This window comes from Streptosporangium sp. NPDC005286 (assembly GCF_040607515.1).
Classification (GTDB): Bacteria; Actinomycetota; Actinomycetes; order Streptosporangiales; family Streptosporangiaceae; genus Streptosporangium.
Genome location: NZ_JBEXGU010000094.1, coordinates 21,135 through 35,732, shown reverse-complemented (window position 1 = coordinate 35,732; position 14,598 = coordinate 21,135). Strand labels below are relative to the sequence as shown.

General features: G+C 68.3%; 16 protein-coding genes. 8 read left to right on the top strand and 8 right to left on the bottom strand.

Annotation, left to right across the window (positions count from 1 at the left end; all coding sequences use genetic code 11):
- The first annotated feature begins 65 nt into the window (after positions 1 to 65).
- The 4 genes from ABZU75_RS28755 (at position 66) to ABZU75_RS28740 (ending at position 3,520) form a co-directional block, all read left to right on the top strand.
- Entirely contained in the window at positions 66 to 278 is a 213-nt protein-coding gene (locus tag ABZU75_RS28755; protein ID WP_355560619.1) for a hypothetical protein, read from the top strand.
- 169 nt (positions 279 to 447) lie between these two features.
- On the top strand, positions 448 to 1,059 hold the full coding sequence (locus ABZU75_RS28750) for a TetR family transcriptional regulator (RefSeq protein ID WP_355560616.1): 612 nt from the start codon (positions 448 to 450) through the stop codon (positions 1,057 to 1,059).
- Positions 1,060 to 1,394: 335 nt separating this feature from the next.
- Positions 1,395 to 2,579 carry an acyl-CoA dehydrogenase family protein gene (locus ABZU75_RS28745; RefSeq protein WP_355560613.1) on the top strand — a complete coding sequence of 395 codons (1,185 nt, stop codon included), beginning with the start codon at positions 1,395 to 1,397 and terminating at the stop codon, positions 2,577 to 2,579.
- Between the two features lie 53 nt (positions 2,580 to 2,632).
- Complete coding sequence (locus ABZU75_RS28740; RefSeq protein ID WP_355560610.1) at positions 2,633 to 3,520, top strand: VOC family protein; 888 nt, start codon at positions 2,633 to 2,635, stop codon at positions 3,518 to 3,520.
- Positions 3,521 to 3,577: 57 nt separating this feature from the next.
- Here the strand turns inward: ABZU75_RS28740 and ABZU75_RS28735 are convergent, their stop codons facing one another.
- From ABZU75_RS28735 to ABZU75_RS28720, 4 genes are all read right to left on the bottom strand, one after another.
- A complete protein-coding gene (locus ABZU75_RS28735) occupies positions 3,578 to 3,748 on the bottom strand; it encodes a hypothetical protein (RefSeq protein WP_355560607.1) in 171 nt (56 codons plus the stop codon).
- Between the two features lie 169 nt (positions 3,749 to 3,917).
- Positions 3,918 to 4,787, bottom strand: a complete 870-nt coding sequence (locus ABZU75_RS28730; protein ID WP_355560605.1) for a VOC family protein — start codon at positions 4,785 to 4,787, stop codon at positions 3,918 to 3,920.
- Positions 4,788 to 4,823: 36 nt separating this feature from the next.
- Entirely contained in the window at positions 4,824 to 5,999 is a 1,176-nt protein-coding gene (locus ABZU75_RS28725; RefSeq protein ID WP_355560602.1) for a flavin-dependent monooxygenase, read from the bottom strand.
- A gap of 42 nt (positions 6,000 to 6,041) precedes the next feature.
- Positions 6,042 to 6,878 (bottom strand): alpha/beta fold hydrolase, encoded by an 837-nt coding sequence (locus tag ABZU75_RS28720; protein ID WP_355560599.1) that lies wholly within the window; start codon positions 6,876 to 6,878, stop codon positions 6,042 to 6,044.
- A gap of 502 nt (positions 6,879 to 7,380) precedes the next feature.
- Between ABZU75_RS28720 and ABZU75_RS28715 the strand changes: the two genes are divergently transcribed.
- Genes ABZU75_RS28715 through ABZU75_RS28705 form a run of 3 tightly spaced genes read left to right on the top strand, consistent with a single transcriptional unit; the run spans position 7,381 to position 11,253 of the window.
- Positions 7,381 to 8,829: an FAD-dependent oxidoreductase gene (locus ABZU75_RS28715; RefSeq protein ID WP_355560596.1), complete on the top strand. Its 1,449-nt coding sequence runs from the start codon at positions 7,381 to 7,383 to the stop codon at positions 8,827 to 8,829.
- Positions 8,830 to 8,869: 40 nt separating this feature from the next.
- Entirely contained in the window at positions 8,870 to 10,333 is a 1,464-nt protein-coding gene (locus tag ABZU75_RS28710) for an MFS transporter (protein WP_355560593.1), read from the top strand.
- Positions 10,330 to 11,253: an NAD(P)-dependent oxidoreductase gene (locus ABZU75_RS28705; RefSeq protein WP_355560590.1), complete on the top strand. Its 924-nt coding sequence runs from the start codon at positions 10,330 to 10,332 to the stop codon at positions 11,251 to 11,253. The genes ABZU75_RS28710 and ABZU75_RS28705 overlap by 4 nt, the downstream gene beginning before the upstream one ends.
- 283 nt (positions 11,254 to 11,536) lie before the next feature.
- Here ABZU75_RS28705 and ABZU75_RS28700 read toward each other — a convergent pair whose 3' ends face one another.
- On the bottom strand, positions 11,537 to 12,160 hold the full coding sequence (locus ABZU75_RS28700; RefSeq protein ID WP_355560587.1) for a TetR/AcrR family transcriptional regulator: 624 nt from the start codon (positions 12,158 to 12,160) through the stop codon (positions 11,537 to 11,539).
- A gap of 123 nt (positions 12,161 to 12,283) precedes the next feature.
- On the opposite strand from ABZU75_RS28700, the gene ABZU75_RS28695 reads away from it, so the two are divergent.
- The gene (locus tag ABZU75_RS28695) at positions 12,284 to 12,646 is read left to right on the top strand and encodes an ester cyclase (protein ID WP_355560584.1); all 363 of its coding nucleotides are present in this window, start codon (positions 12,284 to 12,286) and stop codon (positions 12,644 to 12,646) included.
- A gap of 113 nt (positions 12,647 to 12,759) precedes the next feature.
- Here the strand turns inward: ABZU75_RS28695 and ABZU75_RS28690 are convergent, their stop codons facing one another.
- From ABZU75_RS28690 to ABZU75_RS28680, 3 genes are all read right to left on the bottom strand, one after another.
- Positions 12,760 to 12,969: a tyrosine-type recombinase/integrase gene (locus ABZU75_RS28690; protein ID WP_355560581.1), complete on the bottom strand. Its 210-nt coding sequence runs from the start codon at positions 12,967 to 12,969 to the stop codon at positions 12,760 to 12,762.
- 457 nt (positions 12,970 to 13,426) lie between these two features.
- The gene (locus ABZU75_RS28685; RefSeq protein ID WP_355560578.1) at positions 13,427 to 14,119 is read right to left on the bottom strand and encodes an SRPBCC family protein; all 693 of its coding nucleotides are present in this window, start codon (positions 14,117 to 14,119) and stop codon (positions 13,427 to 13,429) included.
- 64 nt (positions 14,120 to 14,183) lie between these two features.
- Positions 14,184 to 14,531 carry a hypothetical protein gene (locus ABZU75_RS28680; protein WP_355560575.1) on the bottom strand — a complete coding sequence of 116 codons (348 nt, stop codon included), beginning with the start codon at positions 14,529 to 14,531 and terminating at the stop codon, positions 14,184 to 14,186.
- Between the last annotated feature and the right edge of the window lie 67 nt (positions 14,532 to 14,598).

The following is a 14,598-nucleotide window of genomic DNA, read 5'->3' as shown; positions in this document are numbered from 1 at the left end:
GCCGCCTCGCGACGATGCGCCACCACCGTCAAGAACGTCAGTGATCGCAACCGAGGAGATATTCCGTGCGCCCCGTGTCCTGCAGCAGCTGCGGCTCGTGCGTCCTGGTCAAGAAGCACAGCCTGGCGCACACGCTCGTCCAGTGGACCACCGAAACCGAGCAGTGCGTCGAGTTGAATCGGCATGCCGACCGGGGTCTCATTCCGACCTGCACACGACTGCGCGACAGCATCGAGAACTCCGTCCGCCTCGGGGCCATCCCGGTTCCCGACCTCTGAGACGGCTGACGAGGCCGCCCCCGCCGACCACTCGGCACAAGGGACGTTGAAGACATGGGCTCCACTCCGATGACGCGGTGGAGCCTATGTCCGTTGGGCGGCCGATATCCTGAGATCGGTACCCGCACACGGTTCGCTCGGGAGTGGACAGAGCAGACAAGGGGGATTCGTGGCGAGAATCGCCGAAGCACGGGCTCCGGCGTCACCGACCTCGAAGAGCCAGATCGCCCGGCACAAGCGCATTCTGGACGCCGCGGCCGCGCTCGGCGCCCGCAAGAGAATCGACGTGGTGCAGATGCACGAGGTCGCCAAGGACGCCGACGTGGCGATCGCGACCCTTTATCGGTACTTCCCTTCCAAGAACGCGCTGTTCACCGCGGTCTTCCAGGCGGAGATCAGCGCCTTCGACGAAAGTCGGCGGCCCGGCGAGGACGAGGACCTCGTCGACCAGGTCACCGACCTCCTGGTGGGGCTGAGCCGCCATCTGCTGCTGCGGCCGATACTGGCCGCCACGATGTTCCAGGCCACCAGCGCCACCTATGTCGCGGCAACGATGGACGAGGTCGAACCGACGGAGTCCGAGCTCGGCCGCATTCTGCTGCGCATCATCGGGGCAGAGGAGCCGAACAGGCAGGATCTGAGCGTGGTGCGGCTGCTCACGCACTGCTGGTGGGGCGCGCTGGTCTCGACCCTCGGGGGCCAGACGACCCTGTCGAGGGCGGAGGCCGACGTCCGGCTGGGCGCGCGACTGCTCCTGGCACCGTACTCCGGAAATCGGTGACCGGGCCGGTTCCCGCCGCCCGTCACCGCGCCCAGAACCCTTCCGCCGCCACGTCCCGGTGAGCGGACCCTGGCCGCCGGCGCTGCCCGGGCCACCACTCGCCCACGGCCGCCGCCCGCATCGGTGCGGCGGCTGATCTCCGCTTTTCCCGAAGCCGTGCGGTGCGCGCCGACACATTCCCGCCGCGTACGACGGGCCCGCCCGCCGTACCCCCTCGCGCAGTCCCGGCCAGCGGGATATGCCGTGACCCGGTGGTCGAAAGCGGCTTAGCGTCAGCGAGCCGCCGCAGAAACGGCGGGTTGCGACCCTCTCAGATTCAGTCCGGAGGTGCCTTGATGGCGCATGAAGTTGTTTCCCGAGTAGAGGAGATCGCCGGTCGGCTGGCCGCGGTCGCGGACGAGACCGAGCGCCTGGGCAAGCTGTCCGACGAGAGCGTGAAGCTGATCCGCGAGGCCGGAGTGATGCGGCTGCTGCAGCCGGCCGACTTCGGGGGATACGCGGCGCATCCCCGGGACTTCGCCGAGGCGGTGATGGCGGTGGCGAAGGCGTGCGGCTCGACGGGCTGGGTGTGCGGGGTCGGTGGAGTGCACCCGTGGGAGATGGCGTTGTGCGACCGCAGGCTGCAGGAGGAGGTGTGGGGCTCCGATCCGAACACGTGGATCGCCTCGCCGTACATGCCCAGCGGGGTGGCGACGCCGACCGACGGCGGGTACATCCTCAGGGGCCACTGGCAGTTCTCCTCGGGCACCGACCACTGCGACTGGATCTTCCTCGGCGCGCTGCTCGGAGACGCCGAGGGCAAGCCCGCGCAGCCGATGAAGGGACTGCACGTGGTGCTGCCCCGCTCCGACTACACGATCGTCGAGGACTCCTGGGACGTCATCGGGCTGCGCGGGACCGGGAGCAAGGACGTCATCGTCGACGGCGCGTTCATTCCGGCCTACCGGACGATCGACGCCGCGGAGGTCGCCGAGGGCGAACTCGCGGCCGAGCGGGCCGGCCGGACCGAGACGGTGTACCGGCTGCCGTTCTGGTCGATGTTCCCCCTGGGCATCACCTCGGCGGTGATCGGTATCTGCGAGGGCGCGCTCGCCACGCACCTGGACTACCAGCGGGACCGGGTGACGGCCTCCGGCACGAAGGTGAAGGACGACCCGTACACGCTGTACGCGATCTCCGAGGCCGCGTCCGAGATCGAGGCCGCGCGGCTGCAACTGCTCGACGGCATCAGCCGGCTCTACGACCTCGCCGACTCCGGAAAGCCGATCACTTTCGCGGATCGGGCCCTGGTCCGGCGCAACCAGGTTCGCTGCGCGTGGCGGGCGGTGTCGGCGGTCGACGAGATCTTCGCGCGGTCCGGCGGCAACGCGGTGCGCCGCAACAACCCGATGCAGCGGTTCTGGCGCGACGCGCACGTCGGGTTGCAGCACGCCATCCACATTCCCGGCAACACCTACCACGCGACGGCACTGACCCAGATGGGGGTCGAACCGCAGGGCGCGCTGCGCATGCTGATCTGATCCCCGCGCCGGATGATCTCGACCAACACCTCGATCGATTCAGGAGAGATGGCATGACCGACATCAGCTCGCTGGGCTACGTGCGAGTCCGGGCCACGGACCTGGACGCGTGGCGCGCGTTCGCCCTCGACACGATCGGATTCGCCGAAGGCACCGGCCCCGAATCCGACGCGCTGTACCTGCGCATGGACGAGCGGCACGCCCGCATCGTGCTGCTGCCCGGCGAGGAGGACCGGGTGGAGGCCGTCGGCTGGGAGGTCCGCGACCACCTGGCGCTGCGGCGCGTGCAGTCGGCCGTCGAGGCGGCCGGGATCGCGACGAAGCCGCTGTCGCTGGAGGACGCCGACACCCGCCGGGTCGAGGCGGGGATCGCCTTCCAGACGCCGGGCGGAACTCCGCTGGAGGTCTTCCACGGTCCCGCGCTGGACCACAGCCCGATCGCGACGAAGTTCGGCAACCGCTTCGTCGCCGGGCGGCTTGGCCTGGGCCACGTGGTGGTGCCGGTGAGCGACCTGGACGGCGACCACCGGTTCTACGCCGAGACCCTCGGCTTCCTGCCCCGCGGGGCGTTCCGCCTTCCGGCGCCGCCCGAGTACGGCCCGGTCCGGCTGCGGTTCATGGGTGTCAACGCCCGGCACCACAGCCTGGCGATCATGCCGACCCCGGACCTCAAGGCGCCGGCGCTGGTGCACATCATGGTCGAGTGCGAGACCCTCGACGAGGTCGGCCAGGCCCTCGACCGCGTCACGGCGGGCGGCTACCACATCTCCTCGACGCTGGGCCGGCACACCAACGACAAGATGGTCTCCTTCTACGTGCGCACCCCCGGCCGCTGGGACCTCGAGGTCGGCTGCGAGGGGATGCTCGTCGACGAGACCTCCTACACCGCCGAGGAGATCACCGCCGACAGCTACTGGGGTCACAAGTGGGACTGGAGCTGACCACGCGTCCGTCCGGCGGGCGCGCCCCAGGCAGGGATCCGAACCGCCTCGAAAGCGTCATGGATCCAGACAGTCGGCTGCCGTCGCGGCGATGAAGACGCAGTCGGCGAGAGAAAGCCCGCCGACGTGGCAGAGCGAGCAGATTCCGACGGCATCGCGGTCGGCGGCGTACAGGCCGCGGATCGTGGTGCCGTCCTCGCGGCGCATCTCGCCGAACTTCTTGTCCACGATCAGCCCGCCGACCGAAGACGTCGCCGAGGGCGCACTTACGGCGTACCGCGACGAGCGGGTGTGTGCTCGACACGCCCGCGCCCAGCGGTGCGAGGTACGTGCGTCGGGGGAGTGGAAAGTGGGCGTCGGCGGCGACCGGGGGTTCGGCCGCCGCCGGTCGACCCGATCAGGCCGAAGGCGCGGGCGGTGGAGTGAAACGGTGCCCCCAGAACGCGCCTTCCGTGATGTCGTAGCTGGGGGCGTCGATATCGACCCGGTCACCGTCATAGCCGAACTCGACGGCGTGCAGGTCAGGGGACCAGACGTAGAACGACACCATGTGATCGTTCGTGTGCCGACCCAACGACTGCATCATCGGGACCCCGAGGGTGTACGCGCGGTCGAGCGCCCGGCCCACGTCGTCGAGGCTGCCGCCTTCGAACATGAAGTGGAGCAGGCCGGGACCGGATGAGGGCGCGAGCCCGAGCGTGTGCTGGCGGGCGTTGCACCCCAGGAAGTACAGCATGCCGGCGGGTGTCTCGGTGGTGTTGCGCTCGGTGAAGCCCAGCAGGTCCACGTAGAAGGCGTAGGCGGCCTCGACGTCGGTGACGTTGAGGATGATGTGCCCCATCCCCAGGTCACCGGTCACGAACCTCGACACGCCGGGCGTCCGCACCTCGGAGTGATCGAACCTCGGTCCGTGGAAGAGCTCGATCGGGTTGCCGCTCGGGTCGGTGAAGGCGGCGAAGCCGCTCACCCGGCGGGCCTCGCACTCCTCCTTGCCGCCGCGGGTGACGGTGACGCCGGCCGTCTCCAGCTTCTGGATCGCGGCCTCAAGGTCTCGGACGTGGGTGACCTGGAAACCGGCGGCCTGCAGGCCCGGACTCTCGGCGGGGATCAGGGCGAGCCGGTGCTGGAAATCGTCGATGCGGTAGTGAAGTGCGCCCTCGGTCGGGCCGGAGACCTCCTGGAGGGCCAGGAACTCACCTGCGAACCTGCGCCATTTCTGGACGTCGGTGACGTTGATGCGGAGGTAGCCGAGTGAATGGATGGGCATTGTGGTGGGATCCCTTTCGGGTAGGACGTGCTCGGATCAGTAGGCACCGGGAATGCTCGGCAACAGTGCGTCGCCTTCGACCAGGTAGCGGCCGTAGACGGGATATGTCCCGTCGGGCAGGTTCATGGCGTGGTGCTCGCCGGCGTGCACGTCGCGCCAGAGCTGCTGAATCAGGCTGGTGGTCTTGATCGACCGCGGCCCGCCGCTCTGGTAGGCCTTGTCGGCGGCCGCGACGGCCATTCCGACCGCGATCATGTGGTCGCGCTTGCCGCGCATGCGCTGTGCGGGTGTCGGGTCCTCGCCCCGGAGAGCGGTCTCGTAGAGGTCACCGAGGTTGCGCAGCAGCATGTCCCGCGCGAGGTCGATCTCGCCGGAGGCTTCCGCGAACCGCGTCAGCGTGAGATCACCGGGCATCATTCTCGGGTTGGCCGCGAACTTGTCGCGGTGCACCCGCAACGCCTCGTCCAGCGCGGATGAGGCGATGCCGATCAGTGGTACCACTACCGAGTTCAGCAGTACTCCGAACCACGGCAGGTTGAACAGCGCGCCCGTGTTGACCTCCTTGCCCGGGACGTTGCGCTCAAGGGTGTCCGACACGTTGAGTGAGCGGTGCTCCGGCACGAACTGCTCGGTCACGACGATGTCGTTGCTGCCGGTGCCGACGAGCCCGGACGCGTGCCAGACATCGACGATCTCGTAGTCGGAGCGCGGCAGGAGGAAATGCCGGTACTCGGGCGGGCCGCCCGTGTCATCGGTGACGAGGCCGCCGACGAAGACCCAGTCGCAGTAGTCGCTGCCCGACGAGAAGCTCCAGCGGCCGGTCAGCACGTGCCCGCCCGGCACCTGTTTTGCCGTGCCGGCCGGGCCGTAGGAGGAGCTGATCCAGGTGTCCGGGTCCGCGCCGAACACCTCCTTCTGCGCCTTGTCGGGGAACAGGCCGATGTGCCAGGAGTGCACTCCGACGACGCCGGTGACCCAGCCGGCCGAACCGGAGGCACGCGAGATCGCGTACATCGCCTCGTTGAACACGCGGGGGTCGGCCTCGTAGCCGCCGTGGCGGGCAGGCTGGATGATCCGCATGACGCCGATCTCGCGGAACTTCTTCACCACCTCGGGTGAGAGCCTGCGCAGCTCGGACGACTCGGTTTCGAGGCGGCGCAGCTCGTCGGAGAAGTCGGCGATGGCGTCCAGGACGGGGTGTGTTGGGTACATGGTGGGTCCCTGCTTCTGCGTGTGGTGCGGGGTGTGGTCGGATCAGGCTGCGGTGAAGAAGTCGCGGACCAGCGCCTCGAACGCCGCCTTGCGCTCCACCTGGGCCCAGTGGCCACAGTTGGAGAAGATGTGCAGGTCGGCGTTGGGCATGCGCCGGGTGGCGAAGAAGGCTCCCTCCAGCGGCAGCATCCGATCGTCACGGCCCCAGGTGACAAGCGTGCGGTGGTGGATCTGCCCGGTTCGCGTCCACATCGGACCGTGGACGGACGGGATGGTGAGGCTGCCGAAGATGTTGCGCATCCGGTCGATCGCGCCGGGCGCGAGTGCGCGGTCGGTGCGTTCCCGGATCAACTCTTCGGACACGCCGGCCGGGTCGGAGACCATGGTGTCCACCCACGCCCGCATGGCGACCGGGGAGGGAGAGGCGACGAAATCGAACAGCCGTCGAGCCCCTTCCGACATCGGCGGGGCGAAGATCTCGGCCGCGATCCCGCCGGGGCCCATCATGAGCATCCGATCGACCCGGTCGGGGTAGGCGAACGCGGTCTCCAGTGCGACGAAGCCTCCCATCGAGTTGCCGACCAGGTGGGCCTTGGCGATGCCCAGGTCGTCGAGCAGGGAGACGACGGCGTCGGCCGCGTGCTCCGGATACGGGCGGGTATAGGGCACTTCGGGGCTGTCACCGAAACCGGGCATGTCAATGACGATCGTCCGAAACGTCTCGGCCAGAGGTGCCAGATTGGCGGCGAAGTTCGACATGCCGGAGACACCGGGGCCCGAACCGTGCAGCATGACCACCACGGGTCCGGTGCCGGCCTCGCGATAGGTCAACTCGTAGGCGCCACGGCTCACCTTCGGTGCGATCTCGACTGTCGTCATCGGTGATTTCCGCCTTCTCTTCGATGAGGAATCCCGCGGGGACGCCCACGGATGCGACGCTCGGTCGCCGCTGGGGCGTGATGCTAGGTACTCCGCTGAGAAAGCGGCCACCGCTCCTCCCACTCACCGGGAGAGCTCATGAGGGGCTCGCCGACACCTGACGCGGCGTCGGCGTCGCAGGAGCGCTTCCGGCACGGACCAAGGACGTCGGCTGGACGGTGGCCCGTGAGCTCCGCTGACCTCTCGCTCGGCACGATCGGTCCGGAGGCCGAGCCATCGACATCAACGGCCGCCCCGGTTCCGGTGTGCTCAGCCTTCCGCTGTGGGGGACAGGCTGGACGACCGCGGTGGTCTCGAATCTCGCCTCCCACTCACCGGGATCCGCATCTGTGCCACCGCCACTGCTTTGTACTGTTCCTCGCACAACGCAACCTCATCCAGAAGGAGTGTCGAGCTTGCTGATCATGGATCTTGTGCTCCCTGCCGCCGAGGCGGTGGTGGTGTGAGTTCGGTGGCTCCCCTCCAGGCATCCGAGGTCGGAGACTGGGCTTTCGAGACGGATGTTCTTATTGTCGGTTTCGGGGCGGCCGGTGCGAGTGCCTCGATCGAGGCGGCGGCCGGCGGCGCCGATGTCCACGCGGTCGATGCGGCCGGTGGCTGGGGTGGCGCCACCGCGATGGCGGGTGGGTCCATCTACCTGGGGGGCGGGACGCCGATTCAGCGGGCCTGCGGCGTCGAGGACACCGTGGAGGCGATGTTCGCTTTCCTCAGAGCGGCCACCGGTCCGGACCCGGATGAGGCCAAGCTGGCCGTGTACTGCGAGAACAGCCTTGAGCATTTCGATTGGCTGGTGCGGTGCGGTGTGCCGTTCGAGCCGAGATTGTGGACCGAGCCGTCGTGGGAGGCCCCGAGCGGGTACGGGCTGATGTTCACCGGCGGAGAGAACGCCTACCCGTTCGCGGACATCGCGGCGCCCGCCCCACGGGGCCACGTTCCGGCCATGACCAACAAGAAGCCGGGGGAGCAGTCAGCCGGCTGGGTGCTGATGAAGCACCTCGCGGACACCGCGGCGGACGCGGGTGTGCACACGCACTACAACACCCGGGTAGGGCGCCTGGTCGTCGACGGGGACCGGGTGGTCGGGGCGGAGATGGTGACGTTCGGCGAGCGGTCGTTCGTGAAGGCACGGCGCGGGCTGGTGCTCTCGGCGGGCGGGTTCGGAGCGAACGAGGCGATGCTCGCCCAGCACTCCCCGAGGCTGCTCGGCAACCACCTCACCGGCACCGACGGCGACGACGGTTCAGCCATCCGGATGGGCCAGGCGGTCGGCGCGGCGGTCCGGCACATGGAGGCCGGTCAGACGGCCTTCCCCGCCGACCCGGCGCTGCTCTACCGGTCGCTGCTGCTCGACCGGCATGGAAACCGGTTCATCAACGAGGACGGCTACCCGGGTCGGGTCGGGCAGGCCTCGCTGTTCCGTCAGGACCGGCAGATATTCCTGCTCTACGACGACACAGCCAATGAGGAGACGCAGCAGGCGTCCGGGTACGTGGTCGAGCCGACCTGGGTCTCGGACGACCTCGCCGAGTTGGAGACCGAGATGGGGCTGGCGCCAGGGGCGCTGACCGCCACGGTCGGGCTGTACAACGCAGCCGCCGAGAAGGGCGAGGATCCGGTCTGCCACAAGTCGGCCCGGTGGCTCAGGCCGCTCAAGCCGCCGTACGGGGTGCTCGACCTCCGGAACGCGATGTTCTCGATCTTCACCACCGGCGGCCTGCACACGTCGGTTCACGGCGAGGTCCTCTCGCTCGACGGTGACCCGGTCCCCGGCCTGTACGCCGCGGGACGTACCACCAGCGGCATCCCCGCCTGGGGGTACTGCAGCGGCACCTCGCTCGGCGACTCGACCTTCTTCGGCAGGCGCGCGGGCCGGGCGGTCGCCTCTGGCTGAGCTTCTCCACCCCCTTTCCGCACTTCTTGGAGATTCAACGATGAATACGACAGGGACGCTCACGCCTGGGGGCGCGGCTGACGAGAGCTGGTCCGTTCGCTGGGTCAGCAGGCTGTTGGTCCTCGTCCTCGTCTCCGAGGTCATCCCGGTTTCCGCGAGCCTGGTCGCAACCGCACTACCGGCGATCAGTGCGGAGTATCAGACCACCCAGAGCAGCTGGGCGATGACCGCATCATTCCTCGCCGCCGCCGTGTCGATGCCGCTGATCGGCAAACTCGCCGACCTCGCGGGCAAGAAGAAGCTGCTGCTCTGGGTGCTTGCTCTCACGATCGCAGGCTCGGTGCTCTCCGCCGTGGCGCCGACGTTCTGGGTGTTCATCATCGGCCGAGTCCTGCAGGGCGCCTCGTTCGCGTTGGCCTTCCTCTGCTACTCGTTGATCCGTGACCTCTTCCCACCACGGCTGGTCACCTTCGCCGTGTCGGTAACCGTGACCGGCACGGGACTGGTCGTGATCGGCCAGCCATTCCTCGCAGGTTGGCTGATCGACGGCTACGGAGTCGCCGGAGTCTTCTGGTTCCTGGCCGTCCTGACCGCCGTCCTGCTGACGCTCGCGGTCATCGCGATGCCCCAGACATCCGTCCGTGCCCCGGAATCCAAGCCCGACTTCGTCGGCGCCGCCCTGCTCGGATTCGGCGTCGCGGCCGTGCTGCTGGGGGTGAGCTTCGCCCCGGAGATCGGGTTCCTCAGCACCTCGGTGCTTGTCCTGGTCCTGGCCGGCCTGGCCCTCCTCGCCGGCTGGATCGTCCAGGCCACCCGCACGTCGCAGCCGCTGATCGATCTCCGGCTCCTGGGCAGCCGCAGCCTGCTGCCGATCGTGGGCGCGGGCGGGCTGGTCTACGGCGCGGGCGCGTCGGTGGGGCTGGTGCTGCCGATGCTGACGATGACGCCGCGGGAGTTGGGCGGTGGCTACGGCTTCGGACTGACCGCGACCCAGTACGCGATCTTCGGTGTCATCTCAGGAGTCGGCCTGGTGGCCGGCGGCCTGATCGTGGGAGTGACCGCCCGGCACGGAGCCCGGCTGCACCTCATCGTCTCGGCGGTACTGATGGTCGTCGGCGTGGTCGGTTCGGCCCTCTACAAGGGCGACTATGGCCTGCTTCTCGGCGCGACAGCGGTCGCGAGCCTCGGGCTGGGCATCGGTGCCGCGGCGATCCCGAACCTGGTCATCGAGTCGGTTCCCCCGGAGCGGCAGGTGATCAGCTCAAGCATCGTGGAGGTCAGCCGCACCCTCATCGCATCGATCATCACGTCGGTCGTGTTCGTGGTGCTGAACTCCAACATCGGCCGGATCGTGCAGGGCCGGCCGATCTACAGCCCGGACGGTTTCGACGGCGCCTATCTGGCCCTCGGCCTGACCATCGCCGCAGGCGGCGTCGTCGCCCTGCTCATCCGCCGTTCCGCGCCGGTCCCGGCAGATACCCGAACCGTCATGGAGACACAGTGATCAGCGGGAAGAGGATCCTCGTCACCGGTGCCAGTGGATCGATCGGATCCGCGTTCGCGGCTGCCCTCGCTCCCGACAACGAGGTATGGGGCCTGGCGCGCTTCACCGATCCGGGGGCGAAGAACGAGCTCGAAGCCCGCGGCGTGCGGCCGATCGTCGCCGACCTCGGGGCCGTCGGTCCGGACGACCTGTCGGACCTGCCCGAGGTCGACCATGTGCTGCATTTCGCGGCGGACATCTTCGCGGAGCCGGACTTCGAGCGGGCCTTCCGGAACAACGCCGAGGCGGCCGGACTGCTCATGTCGCACTATCGGGGCGTCGAGTCGTTCCTGCACTGCTCGTCGACCGTTGTGTACGAGGCACACCCGGAGCCGCGGTGCGAGGACCATCCTCTCGGTGACTACATGCGCGCGGTCTACCCGACCTACAGCGTCTCGAAGATCGCCGGTGAGGCGGTCGTGCGCACCTGTGCGCGGCTGTTCGGTATCCCCACGACCATCGCCCGGCTGAACGTCCCCTACAGCGACACCATGGGTTTTCCGTGGGTCCATCTGATGAACATCCTCAAGAACGAGCCGGTCGGGGTGTATCCGGACTTCCCTGACGTTTTCGCCCCCATTCACGTCGATGACATGGTGCGCACGCTGCCCGCGCTGCTCGGCGCGGCGGACAACCCTCCCGTCATCGTCAACTGGGGTGGCGACGAACCGGTCGGCATCACCGAGTGGAGCGGCTACCTCGCCCAGCTGGTCGGCAGGAAGGTCACGTTCTTCACCACCGAGATGGCGATCAAAGGCATGTGCCCCGACGTCGGCAAGCTCCGTGAGCTCGTCGGAGGCCCCATTTCCAGAATCAGTTGGCGCGACGGGCTCCGCAGCATGGTGAGCACGGTCGTGCCGGCGGGCGCCGATGCTCCCTAGACGAGTGGCTCCGATGTGGTCCGTGGTCCGGTCACGGTGCAGCTTCGAGTTGCTTCTTGACCGCCGCTACCCGGCATGCCGGGACTGTAGAAAAAACGGTCTAACTCCTGATCAAGGAGGACACACCTGATGAGTACTGTGATCCAGGCGTCCGCAGACACGGACCTGGAGGAGACCGCGCGCGGATCTGGCGTTGGCGACGTCGTCGGGGTGGAGGTCCTTGGCCTGGTGACGGGTGGAGCGGTGGTCGGGGCGAGGGTCCGCTGGATGTCTCGGGGCCTTGCTATCGGGGCTGGGGCTGTAGCCCGTCGAGGATGATCTGGGCGATGTGTGCGGAGCGTTCGCGGCTGGTGTCCGCGTCGGCGTGGCGGATCGCGGCGAAGGTGCCGGCGACGATTGCCATCACCTCGTCGACTGTGACGTCGTGGCGTACGACGCCGGCGCGATGGGCGCGATCGAGCAGGCGTGCGACCTGGTGCGTGAGGTCTGCTGCGGCGTCCGGAGCGGCATCGCGCAGGTCGAACTCGGCGGCCGTGAGTGCGCTCTTCACCGCTGCGTTCTCCGCGCCCGAGGCCATCATCCGGGACAGCAGCGTGAACAGGGCGGCCGGATCGTCGGTGCCGGTGAGCGCCTCTCCCTCTGTTACCAGCTGTCTGATCTGGTCGATCGAGACGGCGAGGTACAGCGCTTCCTTGGTGGGGAAGTGCCGGTGGACGGTGCCGGGACCGACACCCGCGCGGCGGGCGATCTCGTCGAGCGAGATGCCGAGGCCTTGTGAGGCGAACAGGTGCTGCGCGGTCCGCAGTACCTGCTCACGATTGCGGCGTGCGTCGGCCCGTAGCTCCCGGTCGTTCCCGGGAGTCGTCGGTGGCTCGGCTGAAGGGTGTTCAGGCGTTCGTCTGGACATCTCACCCCTAGCTTAACCGGGGCGACGCCCCGTATGCTGCCTCATATAAGCGGGGCGTCGCCCCGTTTATAAGCGCGTCGTCTCACCATGACCAGTCCCACCGAACACGAGGAGGTCACTCCGATGACCACACGCGAGGAAGCCAGCGCCTTGGTGCTGCGGATGCAGGAATGCTTCAACACCCGGCAGTTCGACCGGGCAGCCGACCTGTTCACCCCCGACTTCCTCAACCACCCGCTCGGTGCCACCGGGTTCGAAGCGGGCAAGGAGGCCTGGCGCCAGGTCGTCGCCCAGTTCCCGGCCATGCGCGTTCTCGCCGACGACATCCTGATCGACGGCGACAAGGTCGCCGTACGCTCGTCCGTCGAGGGGATGGCAGCCCAGGGCAGCGACGTCCGGCCCATGCTCATCGAGATCTTCCGCATCGACAACGGCCGGCTCGCGGAGACCTGGGGCATCACCGAGGGTCCGGACCCACGTCGCTGAGTCCCCGCTGCCTCACAAGGTCGCTCGGCAGATCAGCCCACCGCGCCGGTTTCGTCGACGACCTGCAGACCACCACCCGAGTCTCCGCTTACGCAGGCGGAACCCGGATACCGCTACGGAGCTTGATGCTGGTGGTGCCCTGGAATTGCGGGCTGATCAGCGGTTTGCGCGGTCGCGGCGTCGGCGACGTTGTCGGCGAGGAGGGTGTACAGCTTGGTGGTCTCGGTGGAGGCGTGGCCGAGGCGGACGACTTCGATGGGGACGCCGGCGTTGATGAGTTCGGTGGCATGGGCGTGGCGGAGCTGGCGGATGTATCGGCGCACGGGCCCAGGACGATTCCGCGGTGACCACACCGAGGGACCTCCGCGCCGTAATAAGCGCATCAGAACGCGCAGGCCCGATCTCTTACCCAGCACGGTCGGACTACGAACACTTCTCACCTGATGCTCCTCAAACCTGGTACCAAAACTCATTCTCCGAACACACCTCGAAGATCACTAATTGGTACCGAAGATGACGCGAATCCTGGCAGCAAAACTCACGCGTAAGACCAGTACGGGCCTGCCGGTCGATATGGAGGTCGGCCTTGGTGAAGCCCGGCCGTGCCCGTGGATCCGACCGGACCGGTCCGAGCGGGGAGATGCCCCACATCAACCGCGCCATGAGCGAGGGCCCTGCCTCAGACCTGCGGGGTGAGGGGTAAGGCCCTTCTTGGTGATACGTGCTTCGGGGCCCGGGCGAGATACCTGCGGCATATTCCCGGACCGTGGTTGTCGTGTGTCAGCGGTGGGTGCGGGGCTGGTCGCCGGTGCGGGCTTCGGCGGTGGCCTTCAGGTCGTGCAGCCAGGCCTCGAGACCTTTTCCGAGGAAGTCGGTGGCGAGGGGCACGTTTGTTTCGATCTGGTCGCCGGCATGGGTCTCCTCGGTGCGTACCAGGACACCGCCCTTGACCTGGGTGAAGGTCCAGACGTGGACGCCACGGTCGATGCGTAGTCCCTTGCCGATCGCGGGCCCGGTCCAGCGGATGCACTTGTGGTGCTGGAGTTGCCGGACGGTGGAGGTGATGACCAGCGTGGTGGGCGGGCTGATGGGAGTGGCGGGCGCCGGGGTAGTCCACCGGAACCGCGAGTTCTTGCGGAGCGGGCCCGGGTCCAGGCGCTTCATGCTGGTGACGGGCTTCTGCCACGACGGCCAGCGTTCCACGTCGGTCTGCAGTTTCCAGATGGTGCTCAGCGGCGCATTGATCAAGGTCTCGGCCCGGTACCGGATCTTGGCGGTGGGGTCGACGCCGTCCCCGCGGCATTGAAGACTCCCGCCGTGGTGGGTGGCCCGGGGCTGCGCGGTGGCGGCCTGTGCGGCCGGGACGTTGCCCGCGAGGACGGCGGCGACGGTCAGCGAGATCGTGAGCGTGGTGATGCGCGTCCTGGTCAGGGGGCGGACGGTTCGTGTGTGCAGCGGGTTGTTGCTGAACATGGTGTTCCTTTCGTTGGGTGAGCGGGAGCGAACGGGGTCCCGCCCCGGGGGCGGGTGCGCTTCTTCAGCGCCGGTGGTCTCGCAGGATGGCCACGATGAGTACGGCGGACGCGGCGACGATCAATCCGACGAAGGCGGGGTGAATGTCCTTGGATAGGCTCGGCGCAGCGTCGGGCCGCGTCAGCCACACGACGAGCGGGATCGCGTACGTGACGGCGAGAAGCGCGGCCGCCCAGCGAACCGTCCGGTCGCGGGCATGGCGGAGCGCGCCGACCAGCGCGATCGCGACCGGGACGATCGCCAGCAGGGCGAACTGGCCGAGCACCATCACGGGGACCGCCCAGGAGGAGATGGTCACCGCCCGCGGAGTGCGCCGGCCGGTGTGAACGAGTGGCTTGGAGGCGGTGGTCATGGCGTTTCCCTTCATCTGCCGGGTGCGCGGCGGTGAACCCGTGCCGATCGCTATATCCTCATGCTTA

Bases quoted from the DNA above. Each gene is read 5' to 3' on its own strand.
- ABZU75_RS28745 (WP_355560613.1), top strand. From the start codon at position 1,395: ATGGCGCATGAAGTTGTTTCCCGAGTAGAGGAGATCGCCGGTCGGCTG.
- ABZU75_RS28740 (WP_355560610.1), top strand. From the start codon at position 2,633: ATGACCGACATCAGCTCGCTGGGCTACGTGCGAGTCCGGGCCACGGAC.
- ABZU75_RS28730 (WP_355560605.1), bottom strand. From the start codon at position 4,787: ATGCCCATCCATTCACTCGGCTACCTCCGCATCAACGTCACCGACGTC.
- ABZU75_RS28725 (WP_355560602.1), bottom strand. From the start codon at position 5,999: ATGTACCCAACACACCCCGTCCTGGACGCCATCGCCGACTTCTCCGAC.
- ABZU75_RS28720 (WP_355560599.1), bottom strand. From the start codon at position 6,878: ATGACGACAGTCGAGATCGCACCGAAGGTGAGCCGTGGCGCCTACGAG.
- ABZU75_RS28710 (WP_355560593.1), top strand. From the start codon at position 8,870: ATGAATACGACAGGGACGCTCACGCCTGGGGGCGCGGCTGACGAGAGC.
- ABZU75_RS28700 (WP_355560587.1), bottom strand. From the start codon at position 12,160: ATGTCCAGACGAACGCCTGAACACCCTTCAGCCGAGCCACCGACGACT.
- ABZU75_RS28695 (WP_355560584.1), top strand. From the start codon at position 12,284: ATGACCACACGCGAGGAAGCCAGCGCCTTGGTGCTGCGGATGCAGGAA.
- ABZU75_RS28685 (WP_355560578.1), bottom strand. From the start codon at position 14,119: ATGTTCAGCAACAACCCGCTGCACACACGAACCGTCCGCCCCCTGACC.
- ABZU75_RS28680 (WP_355560575.1), bottom strand. From the start codon at position 14,531: ATGACCACCGCCTCCAAGCCACTCGTTCACACCGGCCGGCGCACTCCG.